This is a genomic window from Clostridium sp. CM037 (assembly GCF_055081095.1).
In genome coordinates this window covers 3,877,458-3,897,217 of sequence record NZ_CM143650.1, presented here as the reverse complement: position 1 = coordinate 3,897,217, position 19,760 = coordinate 3,877,458, and the positions used below count along the sequence as shown (strand labels likewise).

At 31.0% G+C, this 19,760-nt stretch carries 13 protein-coding genes, 1 tRNA gene and 1 other RNA gene; 14 read left to right on the top strand and 1 reads right to left on the bottom strand.

Features of this window, described 5'->3' with window-relative positions:
* Nucleotides 1–134: 134 nt before the first annotated feature.
* Nucleotides 135–1,415, bottom strand: a complete 1,281-nt coding sequence (locus ACWJKP_RS18680) for a LysM peptidoglycan-binding domain-containing protein (protein ID WP_462961346.1) — start codon at nucleotides 1,413–1,415, stop codon at nucleotides 135–137.
* A 384-nt stretch (nucleotides 1,416–1,799) separates the two neighbouring features.
* Between ACWJKP_RS18680 and ACWJKP_RS18675 the strand changes: the two genes are divergently transcribed.
* The 14 genes from ACWJKP_RS18675 to ACWJKP_RS18610 all read left to right on the top strand — a co-directional run bounded on the left by ACWJKP_RS18675 (nucleotide 1,800) and on the right by ACWJKP_RS18610 (nucleotide 19,277).
* The gene (locus tag ACWJKP_RS18675) at nucleotides 1,800–3,149 is read left to right on the top strand and encodes a glucose-6-phosphate isomerase (RefSeq protein WP_165412557.1); all 1,350 of its coding nucleotides are present in this window, start codon (nucleotides 1,800–1,802) and stop codon (nucleotides 3,147–3,149) included.
* Between the two features lie 17 nt (nucleotides 3,150–3,166).
* On the top strand, nucleotides 3,167–3,604 hold the full coding sequence (locus ACWJKP_RS18670; protein WP_165412556.1) for a YaiI/YqxD family protein: 438 nt from the start codon (nucleotides 3,167–3,169) through the stop codon (nucleotides 3,602–3,604).
* Between the two features lie 334 nt (nucleotides 3,605–3,938).
* A complete protein-coding gene (locus tag ACWJKP_RS18665) occupies nucleotides 3,939–5,945 on the top strand; it encodes a triple tyrosine motif-containing protein (RefSeq protein WP_165412555.1) in 2,007 nt (668 codons plus the stop codon).
* A 131-nt stretch (nucleotides 5,946–6,076) separates the two neighbouring features.
* Complete coding sequence (locus ACWJKP_RS18660) at nucleotides 6,077–6,793, top strand: pseudouridine synthase (protein ID WP_165412554.1); 717 nt, start codon at nucleotides 6,077–6,079, stop codon at nucleotides 6,791–6,793.
* 486 nt (nucleotides 6,794–7,279) lie between these two features.
* Nucleotides 7,280–9,466 (top strand): ribonuclease R, encoded by a 2,187-nt coding sequence (gene rnr, locus ACWJKP_RS18655; protein WP_165412553.1) that lies wholly within the window; start codon nucleotides 7,280–7,282, stop codon nucleotides 9,464–9,466.
* Between the two features lie 210 nt (nucleotides 9,467–9,676).
* Nucleotides 9,677–10,147 carry an SsrA-binding protein SmpB gene (smpB, locus tag ACWJKP_RS18650; RefSeq protein WP_411955889.1) on the top strand — a complete coding sequence of 157 codons (471 nt, stop codon included), beginning with the start codon at nucleotides 9,677–9,679 and terminating at the stop codon, nucleotides 10,145–10,147.
* Between the two features lie 225 nt (nucleotides 10,148–10,372).
* Nucleotides 10,373–10,726, top strand: a transfer-messenger RNA (tmRNA) gene (ssrA, locus tag ACWJKP_RS18645).
* Between the two features lie 223 nt (nucleotides 10,727–10,949).
* Complete coding sequence (locus ACWJKP_RS18640) at nucleotides 10,950–12,209, top strand: hypothetical protein (protein ID WP_165412551.1); 1,260 nt, start codon at nucleotides 10,950–10,952, stop codon at nucleotides 12,207–12,209.
* Nucleotides 12,210–12,372: 163 nt separating this feature from the next.
* Complete coding sequence (locus ACWJKP_RS18635) at nucleotides 12,373–12,441, top strand: recombinase zinc ribbon domain-containing protein (protein WP_462961690.1); 69 nt, start codon at nucleotides 12,373–12,375, stop codon at nucleotides 12,439–12,441.
* Between the two features lie 464 nt (nucleotides 12,442–12,905).
* Nucleotides 12,906–13,001 (top strand) — tRNA-OTHER (locus ACWJKP_RS18630).
* Between the two features lie 12 nt (nucleotides 13,002–13,013).
* Nucleotides 13,014–13,886, top strand: a complete 873-nt coding sequence (locus ACWJKP_RS18625) for a hypothetical protein (RefSeq protein ID WP_165412550.1) — start codon at nucleotides 13,014–13,016, stop codon at nucleotides 13,884–13,886.
* A gap of 347 nt (nucleotides 13,887–14,233) precedes the next feature.
* Nucleotides 14,234–15,859, top strand: a complete 1,626-nt coding sequence (locus ACWJKP_RS18620) for a DEAD/DEAH box helicase family protein (RefSeq protein WP_165412549.1) — start codon at nucleotides 14,234–14,236, stop codon at nucleotides 15,857–15,859.
* A gap of 3 nt (nucleotides 15,860–15,862) precedes the next feature.
* Nucleotides 15,863–17,068 (top strand): hypothetical protein, encoded by a 1,206-nt coding sequence (locus ACWJKP_RS18615; protein WP_165412548.1) that lies wholly within the window; start codon nucleotides 15,863–15,865, stop codon nucleotides 17,066–17,068.
* A gap of 937 nt (nucleotides 17,069–18,005) precedes the next feature.
* Nucleotides 18,006–19,277, top strand: coding sequence for a RidA family protein (locus ACWJKP_RS18610; protein ID WP_165412547.1), 1,272 nt, complete (start codon nucleotides 18,006–18,008; stop codon nucleotides 19,275–19,277).
* Nucleotides 19,278–19,760: the final 483 nt, after the last annotated feature.

Here is a 19,760-nt window from a genome sequence, read left to right as displayed (position 1 = left end):
AAAATACAAAAAATGCACTCTTAAGTAAACCAAAAGGATATGTTGCGCAGAAAGCATCTTAGCAACATATCCTTTTGATTATAGCATAATCAAAGAAAAACTCTTAATTCTTATTTGAAATAACAATCGCTTAACTAAATTACCTTTTTTACATCGAATAATGAATTTTGAACTAGAAAGGCCTGAGGGAAGTATTTCCCAATAGTCCAATAACTAACCCCACCTAAATTATATGCATTAGCAGTCCTAAGTTTGACGTTCATACTCCTAGCATCTTCAAACCAAACTACATGTCTGTTGCCATTAGAATCGTAATAGTTAAAAAACGGTGCTTGAGCGGTATAGTCATATTGAATAGATGCAAATACCTTTCTCGCAAGATCAACTGCTTCTACATTACCGAGTACAGTTGCTTTAGTTCCTTTTACATAAGGTAAAGTCCAAACGTACCCATAATTAGGTATGCCCATAAAGATGTTTTTACTTGGAATTACGGTTACAGCATAATCAAGGATTTTTTTTACTTCATTAATTGGAGCCACCGCCATTGGTGGACCTGCAGTATAACCCCACTCATAAGTCATTAGTATAACATGGGAAGCTATGGCACCGTGAAATGGGTAATCATGCGCTTCATAAAGTAATCCTTTTATATCACCATTTGGCTTAGGGGCTAAAGCTGTAGTAACAATATAGCCTAAAGCCTTTAGTTTGATTACTGTTTTGCGTAAAAAATCATTATAGCTTTGTTTATCTTTTGGGAAAATATATTCTAGATCTATAGCTAAACCGTAATAATTTTTATTTTCCAAGATGCTGACTATGTTATCTAATAAAGTGTTTTGTATATTTTCATCTGTAAGTATAATATGGGCTAGGTCACTATCAAAACCACCACCCTCTTCTAAATTCGTAATTACCATCATAGGAGCTACTTTAGCTTTTCTAGCAGCAACTATTAAGGGGACATCATTTATTCCTTTTAGAGTTCCATTAGGTAGCACCTGATAACTGAATATACTAAGGTATGTGAGACTTGGAAGAGTCTTTGCGAGAACATCCATATCCGTAGTAGGAAGTGCATAGCCATTAACTTCAAGTGAGCCTAATTTTTGCGTTGATGGTGGTATAATAATAATTTCACTAGGATAAATTAGTATAGAACTTTTAAGGTTAGGATTTGCAGCATATAAATCTGAAATAGTTACACCATACATTCTAGCTATCATGTAAAGTGATTGACCAGGAAGAATTTTGTGTTTTCTTGTGCCTTGAAGTATTACAAGCGTTTGGCCTACCACAAGTTCATCTGGGTTTGCAAGTTCATTATCAGAAGCAATTTTATTAGATGGAACTCCATATAATTTAGAAATTATATATAAGGTTTCACCACTTTTTACAACATGAATAATCAAAAAAAATCACACCTCTTATAGTAATATAATTTAATATATGCTATACAATACAAGGGAGTACATACTATATTTTTATGGTGAATAAAGTCACGGTCAATTATTTGGGAAAGTCACTAGAATAAATGAAGCATTCACAGATAATACTATAGCTATCATGTATAGGCGACTCCAATTTTAGGGACTTTTATATTTAAGTTTAATTTTTAAAGTTTTAATAAAAAAATAACAAAATTTGTTATAAATACAAAATTTTATTAAAAAACTTGATTTATTTAAATGAATAAACTAAAATTATAGTATATTGTTTTAGCGAGGCAATGCAATGCGATGAGCAAAATAATCAATGATTGTTTTGCTTCAAGATATAAACAAGGAGGAATATTAATGGCAAAAATTTTATCATTAGATTTAAGCAAAACAATTCCATATTTAGGTGAACATGAAGTTTCTTATTTACAGCCAATGGTATCTGCTGCACACAAAATGCTTGCAGATAAAACAGGTGCGGGGAATGCATTTTTAGGATGGATGGACCTTCCTTTAAATTATGATAAATCAGAATTTAAAAGAATTAAACAGGCAGCAGAAAAGATAAAAAATAATTCTGAAGTCTTAATAGTAATTGGAATAGGTGGTTCTTACCTAGGAGCTAGAGCGGCTATAGAAACGTTAAGTCATAGTTTTTATAACAGTCTTTCAAGCGATAAGAGAAAAGCGCCAGCAATATTCTTTGCAGGTAATAATATAAGTTCTACATATATGGCAGATTTAATTGATGCTGTAGAAGGAAAAGATATTTCTATAAATGTAATATCAAAATCAGGGACTACTACAGAACCAGCTATTGCTTTTAGAATATTAAAAGGATTATTAGAAAAGAAATACGGAAAAGAAGGAGCTAAAGAAAGAATTTTTGCTACTACAGATATTTCTAAAGGAGCTCTAAAAAAATCAGCAGATGCAGAAGGCTATGAAACTTTTGTGATTCCGGATGATATAGGAGGAAGATTCTCAGTGTTAACAGCTGTAGGTTTACTTCCAATAGCAGTAGCGGGCATTGACATTGATGAAATGATGAAGGGTGCAGCGGATGCAAGAGAAGCATACAGTGTAGAGGATTTAAACAATAACGATTGTTATAAATATGCAGCAGCTAGAAATGCACTATATAGAAAAGGCAAGGTTACAGAAATTTTAGTTAACTATGAGCCATCACTTCAATATTTTGGTGAGTGGTGGAAACAACTTTGTGGGGAAAGTGAAGGAAAAGACCAAAAGGGAATATTCCCAGCATCAGTTAATTTCTCTACAGATTTGCATTCTATGGGACAGTATATTCAAGAGGGTGTAAGAAATATATTTGAAACAGTTATTAATGTAGAAAAGCCAAGAAAAGAAGTTGTAGTAGAAAAGGAAAGTGAAGATCTAGATGGACTAAACTTTTTAGCAGGTAAAACTATGGATTTTGTTAATAGAAAAGCTTTCCAAGGAACAGTACTTGCTCATAATGATGGGGGGGTACCTAACATTATTTTAAATGTGCCAGCATTAACAGCGTATAATTTTGGACATATGGTTTATTTCTTTGAAAAGGCTTTAGCAATAAGCGGATATTTATTAGGCGTGAATCCTTTTGATCAACCAGGAGTTGAAGCATATAAGAAAAATATGTTTGCTCTTCTTGGAAAATCAGGATATGAAGAAACCAAAGCAGCACTCGAAAAAAGGCTTTAAAAAATGAGAAAAATCATATGAGAATTATTGTAGATGCAGATGGTTGCCCTGGTAAACAGCTAATAGAAAAGGCAGCTAAGGAAAACTCTATAGAGCTTATTATGTATTGTGATATTAATCATGTTTTGAGTAGCGATTATGCCTCGATAAGGTATGTTGATAGTGGATTTCAAAGTGTTGATATGAAAGTAGCTAATGAGGCGAAATCTAATGACATAGTAATCACTCAAGATTTTGGGGTTGCTGCTATGGTTTTAGCTAAAGGTGCATATGCAATAGGCCCTAAAGGACATATATATGATGATGATAATATTGATAAATTATTATTTGAGAGGCATTTATCCGGCAAACTAAGACGGAGCGGAGGTAAAACCTTTGGTCCTAAAAAACGAACAAATGAAGATGATGAAAAGCTTTATAACAATTTAATTAAATTGATTCTAAAAACGCAATAATGCACTTAGAATATACGAAATAGTTAGTAATAAAAATTACTAGCTATTTTTATATTTTTGAAAAGAATAATCGCGAATTCAGTCATGAGATGAATTTTTGGGTGTAACGTTCAAATTATAATGACAAATTTAATACATGAATAGCTATGAAATTTTAAATTTTATTATTTTATAATAAAACATTGAAAGTTTATGTCTATATATAAAAGAAAAAATATGGAATATACGCTGTTACAAATAATGGAATTATAGTATAATATATTCAGTATAGAGATTGGTTTTTTAATAATATTTTTGTATTGTATAGCTTATTTATAAAGGTAGGTGAATTTAAATGAATGAAATGAATATATCGTTTAGCTTAGAAAACCCTGAAGAAAAATATAAAGAAATCGGAATAAGTGTTGAAAATATATTAGAGGATAATTTGAACTATAAATTTCTTGTAGGGATTGATGGAACATGGACTACTTTGAAAAAATTAAGTGGAGCCAGTGATGCTATATGGAAGCCACAGGCAGATGGTAAGTACTCCATAATGGTACAAGCTAAAAGAAAAGAAAGTAAGAAGCCCTTTGATTATATGTCAAAAACAGATTACCTGGTAGGCGAGGCTTACGAAAAGTTAATAAATGATATATACATAGATAAAATAGAAATAATGGCAGGTGAAAAAGTCACCTTAACAGTAGATGCCACAAAGATTCCTATTATGTATAGATATTGGGTACATGAAAGGGGGAATTGGCTACTTATAAAAGACTATTCATCAGAAAATATACTGACTTGGACTTCAAAATATTGTGGAGAGCAAGAGTTTTTGGTAGAATGCAGGAATTTAGATTCAAAAAATACATTTGATGACTCTATGAAAATACGATTTAATGTACAAGCCATACAATCAGTAGAAATTGTAAGTTTTAAATGTTTGACGGATGGTATGGTAGAAGGTGCGGAACTAGTTTTTGAGGTGGAGGCAAACTATGGGGATAACAGAATGGTTTTGTACAAATTTGTAAAAATTAATCCTAAGGGGAATACCAAATGCATACAAGATTATTCAACTAAGAAATTAGTTAGTTATGTTGAAGAAAACAAGGGTGATTATAAGCTACTATGTATGGCAAAGGATATGTATTCAATTCATGAATTTGATGATAGAGCATTGATTCATTATAGCGTTAAACCTTATGAAGAAATAAACATACATAGTTTCACTAGTGATTTAAGCTCACCGCAAGTATGTGGCACTCCTATAATTTTAAAGTGTATTGCTAGAGGTGGGAAAGAGTTATTATATAAATTCAAAATTGATGGAAAATGCATAGAGGATTCTGGTTACATTAGAGAAAATAATTTTTTTTGGATACCAAAAGAAGCGGGAGAATATAAAGCTTACTTATGGGTGAAGGATGCATCTTTTAAAGGAGAATATGAGAAGAAAGGTTCTTTAGATTTTCTAATTGACGATATAGGTAATGAAAATGTGGTTATTGATGATATAATTTTGGATAATAAAGAGACAGTACTAATAGGCCAAATAGTTCATGTAAAAGTTAAAGCAACAGGAGGAAATTCTTTAAGATATAGTTTTATAATTTCTAAAGATGATAAAGAGATAGAAAAAATACAATTTGGAACACGTGATTTTCTAGAGTTTACGCCAGAGGAGAGTGGAAAGTTCAAACTGGAGGTAAGAGTAAAAGATAAATATTCCAAAAGGAAATTTGATTGTCACGAAGTTCTATGTATTCAAGCTTTAGAATGCATTCCAGCTAAAATAGACTATGTATTAATGCCAACAAGAGAATACTTTATGGTTGGAGATACTATTTCTCTCCAAGTTATATCTGAAAATACAAAAAATACTCTTGTGAATTACGTTTTGAAAATAGATGGTCATTTAGTAGAACAAACAAATTTTGTGGAACATAAAAATTATGAGATTAAACCTAAATGTAGTGGAAACTATTTAATAGAACTTCTAGCAAAGAATAAATTGAGCACGAATGCATATGATAGTAAGAAGGAAATAAGAATAGAAATACATGAGACGTTACCTGTAAGAGATACAAAGATTCTATGTGATAAGGCAAATTTTATGGCTAATGAAACAATAACATTTGTAGCACAAAGTAAGGGTGGCAAGAATGTTGAATATGAGGTCTATCTCATGGAAAAAGGAGACTGGAGTTTGGTACAAAAATTTAGCAGGAAAAATGATTACATCTTTATGCCTTTTACTAAAGGGATTTACAGAATACTAGTATTATCAAAAAGTTCTTATAAGAGTATTTCATATGAAGATTATGATATAATGGAGATTGAAGTAAAAGAATAACTTTAAAACAGCTTTTAAAGGCTGTTTTTTTTATGAGTAAAAGATTTAATGTTAAGCTTCGAAGAAGATGAATAGTACCGTAGGTGATAATTTACCTGAAGTTTTAGAAATAGTTAAGGAGATGAATAGAAATGGAAAGAATAGACAAAATATTATCGAATTTAGGCCATGGAACAAGAAAAGAAGTGAAGTCATTGTTAAAAAAAGGGAAAATAGAGGTCGATGGAGTAATAGTTTCTGATAATACAATGAAAATTGATCCGGATAAGGCTGTAATAAAGGTAGCTGGTGAAGAAATAACATATAGAAAATACATATATATAGTCATGAATAAGCCAGCTGGGGTAGTTTCTGCTACAGTAGATAAGTATGATGAAACTGTTATTGATTTAATAGATCAAGAATACCATGCTTTTAATCCATTTCCTATAGGAAGATTGGATAAAGACACAGTAGGGTTATTGCTAATCACTAATGATGGTGAATTAAATCATAAATTGATAGCACCTAAGAATCATATAGATAAGGCGTATTATGCCGAGATTAATAAATTTGTAGATCAAAAGGATATAGACACCTTTAAGAAAGGTGTTGTATTAGATGATGGTTATAAATGCATGCCGGCCATATTAAAAGTATTAAATGCGAATGAAAATGGATCTGAGGTAATGATTACTATTCAAGAAGGCAAATTTCATCAGGTAAAAAGAATGTTCGAAAGTGTTGATAAAAATGTTGCATTTTTAAGAAGAATTAGTTTTGGACCACTAAAATTAGATGAAAATTTATCTGAAGGACAATATCGAGAATTGTCGGAAGAAGAGTTGGATTTATTAAAACAGGTTTAATCTAGTTAATAATATTATTTTTTATGAAAAAAATAAGTAAAATGTCTTTATTTTAAAATATTATTAGAATTAAATTTGTAAAAAACGCTTGCAAACATTAGTTAAATTTAATATAATTAAGTAGTAAAGTTAAATAGAGAGATAAATAGCCCCCTTTTTATTTGTTTAAAGCAGCCCAACCCCAAGGGCTGTTTTATTTTGTATAAAAAAGTCGATTTTTGTGAAGAATTCTTGATATAACATATTTCGATAAAATGCTCACATTAAATAGCATTATTTAATGTGAGCATTTTTTATTTGATAATAGGGAAGTATATAAGCACATAGTATATACTAGATGTATTTTTTGGATTATAATAAAAGCGAGTAAATATAGAAACACATGAATAATTTAACACAACATTTAGTGAGAAACTAAAGCAATACTAAATATTTTTTAAAATTTGAAAAATATATCAATATGAAAATTAGATAGGAGGAAATCTTATGGAGATAAAAGAAAATTTAATAAATTTTATGACAGAGCAGGCATATAAGCCTATGAATATAGCAGAACTTTCTAGAGTATTCGATATTAAAAAAAAGGATATGAAAGGGTTTTCTAATTTATTAGCTGAAATGGAAACAAATGGGGATGTGGTTAGAACACATGCCGAATATTATGGTATTCCAGAGAAGATGGGTCTTGTAATTGGTAAATTCCAAGGTCATCAAAGAGGCTTTGGATTCGTAATAGCAGAAGTAGAAAGACCAGATGTATTTATTCCTGCGGATAATTTAAATGGAGCAATGAATGGTGATAAAGTTCTTGCAAAAGTTTTAAAGGAAGAAAATAGCGGGAAAAAATGTGAAGGTGAAATTGTAAGAGTAATAGAAAGGTCTAATAAAACAATAATAGGAACTTATGAGGACAGTAGTAATTTTGGGTTTGTAGTAGCTGATGACAAGAGGATTGCTCAGGATATATTTGTTCCTAAATCAGAAAGAAATGGTGCAAAAACAGGGCAAATAGTAATAGCTGAAATAACTCAGTGGCCAGGACAAAAAAGAAATCCCGAGGGGAGAATTATAGAAATTCTCGGAAGCAAAGGTGACACGGGCATTGATATATTAACTATAATTAAAAAACATAAGCTACCAGAGGAGTTCCCACAAAATGTTGAAGCATATGCCGATAATATAGCCGAAGTGATTCCACAAGAAGAATATACGCGCAGAACAGATTTAAGGGATTTACGTATGGTAACCATAGATGGCGAGGATGCTAAAGATTTAGATGATGCTGTGTCTATTGAAATTTTAGATAATGGAAACTATCGTTTAGGAGTTCATATAGCAGATGTTTCTCACTATGTAAAAGATAAAAATCCTTTGGACAAAGAGGCTTTTAAAAGAGCAACTTCAGTATACTTAATTGATAGGGTTATACCAATGCTTCCTAAAAAATTATCTAATGGGGTTTGCAGTTTAAATCCTAAAGTAGATAGACTAGCTCTTAGTTGTATTATGGAAATGGATAAAGAGGGTAAATGTGTAGATCATGAAATAATGGAAAGTGTTATAAAAACTAATGAGAGAATGACTTATACAGATGTTACTAAAATACTAAGGGATAAAGACACTGAAACTATCAAAAAATATGATTATTTATATGAAGATTTTAAACATATGGAAGAGTTATGTGGAATTCTTAATAAGAAGAGAATGAATAGGGGCGCTATAGATTTTGATTTCGCTGAGTGTAAAATAATATTAAATGAATTAGGAAAACCTGTAGACATTGTACCTTATGAGAGAGCTATTGCAAATAGATTAGTTGAGGAATTTATGTTAACGGCTAATGAAACTGTAGCTGAGCATATGTTCTGGCTAAATGTGCCATTTGTATATAGAATTCATGAGGATCCAGATGAGGAAAAATTAATGCGATTTAGTGAATTTGCTCATAATTTAGGATATTCTATGAAGTGGGGAAAGGATATACATCCTAGAATGCTTCAGGAAGTAATAGGAAAAGTAAAAGGCCAAAAAGAAGAGATGGTACTAAGCACTTTATTATTACGTTCTATGATGAAAGCAAAATATTCTCCAGAATGTGTTGGGCATTTTGGGTTAGCAGCCAAGTATTATTGTCATTTTACATCACCAATTAGAAGATATCCTGACTTAATGATCCATAGGATAATTAAAGAAGTTATAAATGGAGGATTAAGTCAAGCGAGAACAGATAGATTAGGTAGAGAAGTAGAGATAGCGTCAAAACAATCATCAGATATGGAAAGAGTAGCTATGGAAGCTGAGAGAGAAGTAGATGACTTAAAGAAAGCTGAGTATATGAGTGAGCGAATTGGTCAAGAATATGATGGTATTATATCCTCGGTAACTAATTTCGGATTGTTTGTTGAACTTCCTAATACTGTAGAAGGGTTAGTTCATATGACTAGCTTGGATGATGATTATTATGTCTTCGATGAAAGACATTTAACCCTTGTTGGTGAGCGAACTAAGAAAATGTATAAACTAGGAGAAGAAGTAAGAATTGTAGTTAGTAAAGTTGATTTAACTTCACATGAAGTTTATTTTGATATAATTGAAGCTGATGAAGAGAAAGAAGAAGACCAAGAAGTTGAATACTCTGTAAGTGATTTAAATGAACTTATAAAGGAAGAGTAGCAAAAAAGATAAGAGGAATATAATATAGAATAATTTTAAAATATGCAGAAGAGGTTAATAGCTTCTTCTGTGTAATATATTTAAAAAATATATTGTAAAAATAATCCATGCATTCTTGAAAAAGAATACATAGTATAGTATAATAATATGTATTATACATAATATATATAATGTGTTCTTATATATATTAATAAGAATAAAGCAGGTGAAATTGTGGCAAAGAAATCGGAAAACAAAACACTAGCAGAAAACAGGAAAGCAAGACATGACTATTTTATAGAAGAAGCAATGGAAGCTGGTATAGCGCTTGTTGGTACAGAAGTAAAGTCTATTAGATCTGGAAAAGCGAACTTAAAAGATGCTTATGCAGATGTTATAAATGGTGAAGTATTTATAAAAAATATGCATGTTAGTCATTACGAAAATGGGAATCAATTTAATACAGATCCTTTAAGAGTAAGAAAATTATTGCTTCATAAAGAGCAAATAAATAAACTAGCATCATTTACGTCTCAAAAGGGTTTTACACTAGTTCCATTATCCCTATATCTTAAGGATACTAAGGTAAAAGTTAATCTTGGTATTGTTCGCGGTAAGAAAGACTATGATAAGAGAGATGCAATGCTAGAAAAAGATGCTAAGAGAGACATGGATAGGCAGATAAAAGAGAGAATGAGATAACTAGCAATAATGCACATACATTCCATGATATTAGCACTTGATAAAGGATATAATATAGTGTATCATTAGGTTTATAGTAAGTAACAAGAAATTAGATTAGCAGTTGATATCTAATTGATTTATGGGTCATAAAAATTTAATAATTTAAATTTGCGTAATTACATGCAATAATAGTTATATATTATTGTAGTACAAAAGATTTTAGTTTAATCTTTTGACATATTAGGGGGCGTACTTGGTTTCGACGGGGGTACGTTGCATCGAGGAAGCGAGCCGAGGGAACCTATGGACCCGCGTTAAAAAACTATTGGAACAATTTAAACGCAAACGATAATTTAGCACTAGCAGCTTAGTTCTGCTACGTCTTACCTTTGAATACCGCGACTTAGGATAGGGCGCCGACAGCGGTGAACCGAGCTTGGGAAAGCTTTGACCCAGGAACGGAAAATATGAAGCTACCGAAACCTAAACCCCGTCAGTAGGGGTTAGGAAACGGGAATTTTAAAGTACTGACTACGCTCGTAGATGCCTAGGTGTTATGGCTTTCGGACAGGGGTTCGACACCCCTCGCCTCCACCAGTGAAACCCTCGACTAATTAATTTTAGTTGAGGGTTTTCTTATGTCCTTTTTAATTTAATTAGATTTGTAAAAGGTGAACTGTATAAATGAATGATTGTCTGGGTTAATGTCTAAAATGGATGGGTTAAGCCCAGATGTGGCAGTAACAATATGGTATAATAAAGCAATATAAAGTGTAGAAAGTATAGCTAGTATAGTTAGTATTAATAGGTGGTGAGTGTATTGAAAAAAATTGGGAATGAAATGCCTAGCATTATTAAATTACAAAATGAAATAAAAGGGGTTAAAATTTTATCGTTTTTACTAGGTAAAAAGACCAGAAAACTAGTCAAAGATATTGAAACTCAATTTAATGATATAGTCTTGCAAGTTGAATTATTTAATAAACGTTTTTCAGATAAAGGATGGATAGCTTATGATAAAATGAGTTCAACGTTAATTGCGGAAATTAATAGAATTTATGATGAAGAGGGAATGGATGAATGTGAGAAGGCATTGACTACATATTATTCTACAGAAGTTGAAGATTCTTTATTCATGTTGAAAAATGGTTCTGAAGAATTATCGCTACGTTATAACTTAATCTTAAAGGCATTTGATGATCATAAAGCTGGTAGATATTATGCTAGCGTTCCTTTATTTTTGATGATCATAGATGGAGCGGTGAATGATTATACCAAAAGGAAGGGATTTTTTGCAGAAGGTACCGATCTCAATGTTTGGGATTGTCTAGTAGGATGTAGTGATGGTTTAGAAAAGTTAAAAGGTATATATTGCAAAGGTCGGAAGAAAACCAATGTAGAGATGATAGATCTTCCATATAGAAATGGAATATTACACGGGAGAGATTTAAACTATGATAATATATTTGTTTCTAGTAAATGTTTAGTATTATTGTTTGCAATTCATGATTGGATAATCAGTAAGAAAAATGAGGAAAATAGAAAGCGAAAATTCTTAGAAGAACAACAAACAAAAACATGGAAGGAAATTGCCGCGGGTATTCAAAAAAACAGTGATGACAAGAAGAGAATTGATGAGTGGCATTCAAGAAAGGTCATTATAGGCAAAGATATCCCTGAAAATGGATATGTTGATGATTATGGTGATTATGATTATATTCAAAAAATTGTAAGGATGTTTGAGTATTGGGCTAATCGGAATTATGGAGAACTTTCTAAGTCACTTAAAAATATGTTTAACTATGAGAAAGTAGATAAATTAGTACCTAAATTATGTAGAGAACTTTTTCAAGATAAAGCATTTCTTGAATTTAGATTACTTGAAATTGAGGAAAGGGCATGTTCAATGAGAAGAGTATTAGTTGAAGTACAGTGGGAATGTAATGAAAAACTAATGTTAGAGAAATTAGAGTTTGGATTAGCTTATCAAGGAAGAGATAATAAAATATCAATACCATATGATGAGAATGGAGATTGGGTTATTATGCCATGGAATGTACAAGGACTATACAAGATATAATTAGGTATATTATGTTGAGTCATTTATCTAAATGTGCCAGTGAAGAAAATGAGTTGACGGTGGAATGCCTGCTATAATATTTAAAGAAACATTTCAAAAGGCTAAGAAAATGATGGTAGCAATAAAAAGAGCTCTTTGGGCTAATAAAGCAAAATAAATATACTTGTTGTCAGGTCTAATATTTTGTGGGGAGTGTGGTTCAGCAATGCAAGGCAACAGGAAGAACCTGTAAATAAACCGTGTATATTTCCTATAGATGTGGCAGTAGATTGCAAAAAAAAGGATTATGATAACAAGGAAATACGTAAGGATTACATTGAGGAATTTGTACTATCAAAACTATGTCGATAAGGTAGTTGTATTTAAAGACCAGCATTAACAAAATATAAATGTATATTAAAATCTTTATAGTTCTTAGTGGTTAAACAGCACTATAGAACTTATGCTAAGAAAGCATTTGAAGAATGGGAAGGCAGTGTGGTAAATGTCTTGATTTATTTAGAGGCGAAAGTGACATCATAAGGAGGATTTAGTATATGGTTCAAGAAAGTAGTTAAAAGTGGTCAAGGAGCACTGGCTGGCTGAAATTAGTCAAGCAAATAAAGAATATATAAAAGATCAAATTCTACAACAAAAAATTGATGGTAAAAGTTGAAATTGAAAGATTTATAGTATATACTTAGAAAGGGAAAATTTGTCTCTGTGGACTAATGGTATCTCGTTCACCTTTATAATGCTAATTAGGTATCTTTAAAGTGAAAGATATGCGTTCGATTCGCATCGGAGGCACCAATGGGGTAATGTATGAACTTGAATAGAAGTACGAATTTGAAAATATTTAAAAAAGAAATAGGACAAGCTAATCATTTCTTGATTACACTATTAGTAGGTTTAGATGGAATAAAAGATGGTAAAGTAGAATTAAAAACTGAATTCAGAACTTCTTGGAATCCTAAGGATAAAAAAGTATCAGCTCAAAGAAGTAGAAATTTTGCTAAAAAATCTACGTTAGCATGGATAGTAGATAATATTGATATGTACCTTATAAAGTGCAATGAACAACCGAAATTAATTCAAGATGATTTATTAATTCAAAAGTTTGATAAGTGTGGTAGAAGTGTATATAATAAGTATAAAGCTATTTGTGAATATTATAATATTGATGGAATTGAAAAGGCATTTGTTGATTTAATTATATGTTGGAGAAATAGACTAGTTCATTATAAAGCGGAAAATGAAATAATGGATGCATCAAGAACAGTTTTGATTGAAAAAAAGGAATATATAAACAAAAATTACAGTGGATTGGATACAGAACTAATGTTATTTAAATTTGATACTTCTAAAGAACCAAGTTTTAAAGAGGTAGCTTCAATGATTAGGGCTAGTATAGCGTACATATGCATATTAGATGATATTTTATTGGAAAAATTAGACGGAGTGAAATATGCAGATAAGGTAATATATTATTATATAAAAGAAGATAAAATAAAAAGATTTAATAATATATTTTCTAAAGATGTACAAACAAAAGAAAGAACTATTAGGAATATATTAAGAAACTCAGGGTTTAATGAAGCGATAGATCAAAAATTAGAAGGATTCATCGAGAGTATTAAATTATACTCAGTTATAGAAGCAAATAGAAGATATGCTCAAGGGAGTTTTATAGGATAAATAGGATTTAAACAAAGACCATGTTGAAGTAACATTCAATGTGGTCTTTACTATTTTAAAGAATTATGAAGCCTATAAAGTTAGGGAAGCTATAAAGAAGACTACTCTTTTTAACACATATAATCATAAGCCCTTATTGATGATAACATTTGATAAGGGATGTATTGTTACCAAAGGTGTATTAAATAATAATATTAAATTGCATCACGCGATTTAATTTGTATTGAAATTAAAAATAATCATAGAACTATATCTATAATGCCGGTATACATTAAATTATGTTTTCATAAAATATTTAAGAGAAAGTACTTTTAAAAGAGGTTGTTAATGTTGAAAAAAAATCACTAGTGGTTCATAATGACCGTAGAATATATATAATAGAATCTTTAGATAATAATTATGAAATTGAAAGGGAGTTAAACAAATTCGCGTCATTAATAAAAGTTCCTGAAGGTATTCATACATATGAATTGGATGAATACTCTTTATGGTCTTCTGCAGCATTAGGTATGAAATATGATCATATAATATTATTTTTACAGGATAACTGTAAAAATATAGTCTCAGATAAAATTAAAATATATATTAAAAACAAAATCAAGGAATTTTGGACCATTAAATTAGAGTATGTAAGTGATAATAAAGTTATTTTAGAGGCTAATGACAATAGAACAATAAAAGAGTTAATAATAAAAATCAGATTTGACAAAGCAGTTGAGCTATCAAAAGCTCAGATAAGTATTATTAGTGTTGATGAGTTAACTGTTGTTTTAGAATGTAAAGATATCTATTCGCTTAAAGAATTTTTGATAAACAACAATATTTATATCGATGAGATAATAGGTAATATAAAAGACATTAAAGTAAAAGTAATTTCTGACTTATATGACTATCAAGTGGAGGCAGTAAATGCTTTTATTTCAGGAAATAGAGGAATCATCAAAGGTCGTGGTGTAATTTCGATGCCTCCAGGTTCTGGAAAAACATTGGTTGGATTAAAAATTATTGAATATATGAAGGTAAAAACCTTAATATTAGTAGAAAATAAGGAAAGTTTTAATTGCTGGTTGGAAGAGTTAAAAGATAAAACAAATTTGGGTGCAAATTCTGAATCATTAATTAAATATAATGAATTAAACAGTAGTATATCCATAATAACATATAGAGAAGCACAAGAATTACTTACCAGAATTAAGACAGAACGTTGGGGACTTATAATTTATGATGATGCTCATAAATTACCTGGACCTAAATCAAAGATTTTAGGTTATATATCATCCAGGTATAAATTAGCACTTGGGTCCATTCTAAAACGAGAAGACAATAGGCACTATATTATATACAAAGCCGTAGGCCCCAAGATATATAACTTAACACTTAGAGAACTAGAAATAAGGGGAATACAAATAGAAGTTATTTGTACTGAAGTTAAAATACCACAGAATTATTGGGACTTTAACCAGAGAGTTAATGAGAAGGAGCTACTAAGGGAGGCGAAAAATCAAAATAAGATTGAAATATATAAACTTTTAGAGGGAAAACATAAAAATAGTAAAATTGTTTTGGTTAGTACTTATAAAGAGGTAGCTTATAAGTTTCATGACATAATTTGTGATTCAACATTAATTGTTGGCAAAACAAACCCAAATAATAGACAAATATTAGTTGAGGAATATAATAGTAAGAATGTTGGTAAACTTATTGCATCAGAATTGCTTGAGAAGTTACAGATAAATAATATTGATGTTCTTATATCATTATCATATATTGGGAAATCAGAACGTGAAGAATACTTAAGAATAGGAAAGCTAAAGAGCAGTAATTTAAATAAACATAAAGTAGCTTATTATTATGCGCTAGTTTCTGAAAATACATGTGAGGATAGAGTTTTTAAAAAGCGTAGTCAGGATATGGTGAAGCACGGATATAAGTTTAAAATCATTTACTATAGAAGTTATAATAAGGGGATATAAGTGATGAAACTTAGGGAGCACTTAAACCAATTAAGTATTAATCAACTTGATAATATAGCGAAAAAGTTACATTGTGTTGACTCGAATGATTCCTTTGGAAGTAAGAGAGAATACATTAAAAGGATTACAATTGAGTTGGACAGATATTTGTGGGATGTAATAGAAAATAAAAATTCTAATTTGTATATAGATGAAAAGGTTGTATTTGATTTAAAAAAATTATGTTTTGATGATATGACAATTAGGGAAGGTAGTTTATTTATATTAAAGGATTTAGGTATAGTATATGAAGGAAAAGTATTACCTGACGATTTGAAAGACAAATTTATTGAGGGATGGAGAACAGATTTAGTTAGTAATATTGATAGTTACTCAGTCCAAATAAAAACATCAATGTTTATGAAATTAATACTATTAATCGGGTATGTTGAGAAGGAACAAGTCAAATGTTATGAGGACTTAATGAATTGTAATATTGCGGGTAAGCAAACTATGAGTATTCTGGTTGACTATTTGGAAGGTGTTAATATAATTTCTAAAGGTTTAAATAATTATATAAGCCTAAATAAATATGTTTTAAAGTTATGGAGAATTGGCACAAAAGATATTTTAAATGAATTTTACATGTTCTATTTTAGAAAGAAGGGGTTAAAGGCCAATCTAATTTTTAAAGTACTTTTATTAATACAAAAGGATAGTAGAGAATGGGTACATGTATCGAAGTGTGATTTTATACTAGAAAAATTTAGAGAGGAAATAGATCTTTTTAAATCAGAAGGATGTATACTCTCTATTATAAATAACAATTGTGAATATATTCAACTATCTCCTGAAACTTGGTTTTTAGTAACTGGATATATCCCTCAGGCATGGAATATTGAGAACGCTATAATAACTCCAGATTTTGAATTGTTCATACCTTATTATTTTAATCCCTTTATCATAGATACTGTAAATTGTTATGGTGAATTAAAGAATAGAGTAATTAGTGAGAGTAAAAAAGGTAAGATAAATAAAAAGGGGAAAAGGGAATTGGACCAATTTAATAAACGGTATGATGGTGATTATTACTTAATATATAATATAGAAAAAATAAAAGAAAAGATGGATATAGAAATTTATAATAATAAATTTTTAGAAGTGTTTGAATATATTATGCCGGATATTGTAAAGGATGAGTTGAGTACCAAAGATTTCAACTACATTTAATATATTAGCGTTGATGCTGCAAAAGTAGAAGGAGATTTTAATATCAGTATATGGTTTGAGAATAGCTAGTCAATGAACATGCATAAATAAGAGGCATCAGTCAGAGCGTGTTGATAAAGAAATTGTTTAATATTTACTATAGATTAAATATACATTAATGTAACATATTACAGGGGGAGCTTGTAGAGGCTTTATTAAACTAGTGGGTTTGAGATAACGTGCTTCGCCTCCACCAGTGAAACCCTCGACGATACAGAAATGTATTGTCGGGGGTTTTCTTATGCTTTAATGACATTTCAGAAGGAAAGTCTCCCACTTCTATAAGTGGGAGTTACATGCCCTAACAAATAAAAAACTTCAGTGGGAATATAAATCTCCTTCTGAAGTCGTTGATATTGCAGCTCCGCAGGAGATGATTTAATTAGTTGGATTAGAGTAATGTGAGCAGAACCGTACCATAAGTAACGGAGACTTTTATGTGATAGTCAAAGAGCTTGAGGACATTAATAACCGGATTAATAATATAGTAAATGCGATTGTCTAAGGATTTGCCTATTATGAATTTAAAGCAAAGATGGGTGAGTTAAAAGTAAAAGATTTGAAAAATAGAGAGTGACTGCATGAATAATACATGTGATATTTTGAAAAATTTGTTATAATGTGTATTATAAAGAACCTTAATCTTATGAACAATAGAGATTTACACGGAGTAGTTAAATATGATAAATGAAAAAAGTAGTATACTGGCTGAAATAAAAGAAATAATCGAAAAAAATTTCAATAAGAGTTACTGAGTATACGGACATTAATATTGCAATCTACACACGAGATTTTTTTCTATGAAAACGATTGACAATTCCTGCAGGGTGGATTACAATTCTCCTATTAATAAATATATCTATCTATTAATAAATTTATCTAAAAGGGGAATACTATCATGATCGACTATAACACAGTATTAGCAAGAAATACGGAAAATGCTCCAAAAGGTATCGGTCCATATTCACAAACTGTAGCTTACTCTCATTACAATAATCTTTCAGCTCAATTACCTATCGATCCAAAATCTGATAAATTGGTAGCTGGTGGTGTAAAAGAGCAGGCTGAGCAGTGCTTTAAAAATATCAAGGCAATTGTAGACAGCATCGACCATGTTATGAGCGATGTTGTTAGAATCACTGTATTCGTTAAGAATATCAAAGATATTGACGCTGTAGACGAAGTTTATAAAACATTCTTCCCAAGCTATGTTCCTACACGGACGATAGTCGCAGTTGCAGCTTTGCCTATGGATGCTTTGGTGCAAATTGAAGCACTTCTTTCAAACGGTGAAGGTACAATTCCAAACGCACCACAAGCAGGCGACATCATAAAGCTTACAAATAACACAGCAAATGCGCCAACAAGTCATCTATCTACGCAAGCTGTAGCTTTTTCTCATTACAATAATCTTTCAGCTCAATTACCTATCGATCCAAAATCTGGTAGAGTGGTAGCTGGTGGTGTAAAAGAGCAGGCTGGACAGTGCTTAAAGAATATCAAGGCAATTTTAGAAAGTATCGACGTTCCTTTTGACGATATTGTTAAAATTAATATATTCCTTAAAAACCTCTCGGATATTGAAGCCGTAAACGAAGTTTATACAACATTTTTCCCAGACTCGGCTATCGCAAGGGCTGTAGCCTATGTCCCTGCACGTACAATAGTTGCAGCTTCAGCTTTACTTATGGATGCTTTGGTACAAATTGAAGCAGTGGTGTCACACGGAGATGGTACACCACCACAACTTGTTGAAGACAGGCATGGACTCATCATAGAAGCAAACAATACGGAAAATGCACCAAAAAGTTCTCTATATACACAAACTGTAGCTTTTTCTCATTACAATCATATTTCAGCTCAATTACCTTTAGACCCAAAAACTGGTGAAATGGTAGCTGGTGGTGTAAAAGAGCAGGCTGGACAGTGCTTAAAAAATATCAAGGCAATTATAGAAAGTGTCGATCACGTTATGGACGATGTGGTTAAAGTAAATATCTTCCTTAAAAATATTGCAGATATTGATGCTGTAGACGAAGTTTACACAACATTCTTCCCAAGCGGTGTTCCTGCACGAAGAACAGTTGGCGTATCAGCTTTACTTAAAGATGCTTTAGTCCAAATCGATGTAGTTGTAGCAAACGCTGAAGGAACACCTCCAAAAGCATAACAGGCATTTGTTTGTAAATACAGGAACTATCAAAGTTACTTGTTAATGCCGACGGTGAATGCGAAATCGCATATCCTAATCATAAAAAGAAGCTGTCTCAAATGAAAATTGAGACAGCTTCTGTTTTTTAACAGCGCAGATGAAAAAGCATCGAGATTTTAGCCGATTATGGCAGAAATCTTGATGCTTTTTTAGTTTCCGAGCATAACAAAAAAAACTGGGTTAGCTTGCGAATCTATGCGATTTTATATTTTGATAGATTACAATATATATCCCGAATTGGATATAGCAAGAGCAATACTTTCCTTTGCATTATTAAGCACAATAAAACAACACTGAACATTAACACAGCCTAATTATTAAAGGGATTTAAATTCATAGGTAAAAAAGTTCGGGAATGCAGGTCATACAGGAAGTTTCGATTCAAGTCGCTAATATGGGCGTGAGAGATTAAAAAAAATTTCCTTAGTTCCTGATATATGA

Coding starts and splice junctions, on each gene's coding strand:
- ACWJKP_RS18675 (WP_165412557.1), top strand. CDS start 1,800: ATGGCAAAAATTTTATCATTAGATTTAAGCAAAACAATTCCATATTTA.
- ACWJKP_RS18670 (WP_165412556.1), top strand. CDS start 3,167: ATGAGAATTATTGTAGATGCAGATGGTTGCCCTGGTAAACAGCTAATA.
- ACWJKP_RS18665 (WP_165412555.1), top strand. CDS start 3,939: ATGAATGAAATGAATATATCGTTTAGCTTAGAAAACCCTGAAGAAAAA.
- ACWJKP_RS18660 (WP_165412554.1), top strand. CDS start 6,077: ATGGAAAGAATAGACAAAATATTATCGAATTTAGGCCATGGAACAAGA.
- rnr (WP_165412553.1), top strand. CDS start 7,280: ATGGAGATAAAAGAAAATTTAATAAATTTTATGACAGAGCAGGCATAT.
- ACWJKP_RS18625 (WP_165412550.1), top strand. CDS start 13,014: ATGAACTTGAATAGAAGTACGAATTTGAAAATATTTAAAAAAGAAATA.
- ACWJKP_RS18615 (WP_165412548.1), top strand. CDS start 15,863: ATGAAACTTAGGGAGCACTTAAACCAATTAAGTATTAATCAACTTGAT.
- ACWJKP_RS18610 (WP_165412547.1), top strand. CDS start 18,006: ATGATCGACTATAACACAGTATTAGCAAGAAATACGGAAAATGCTCCA.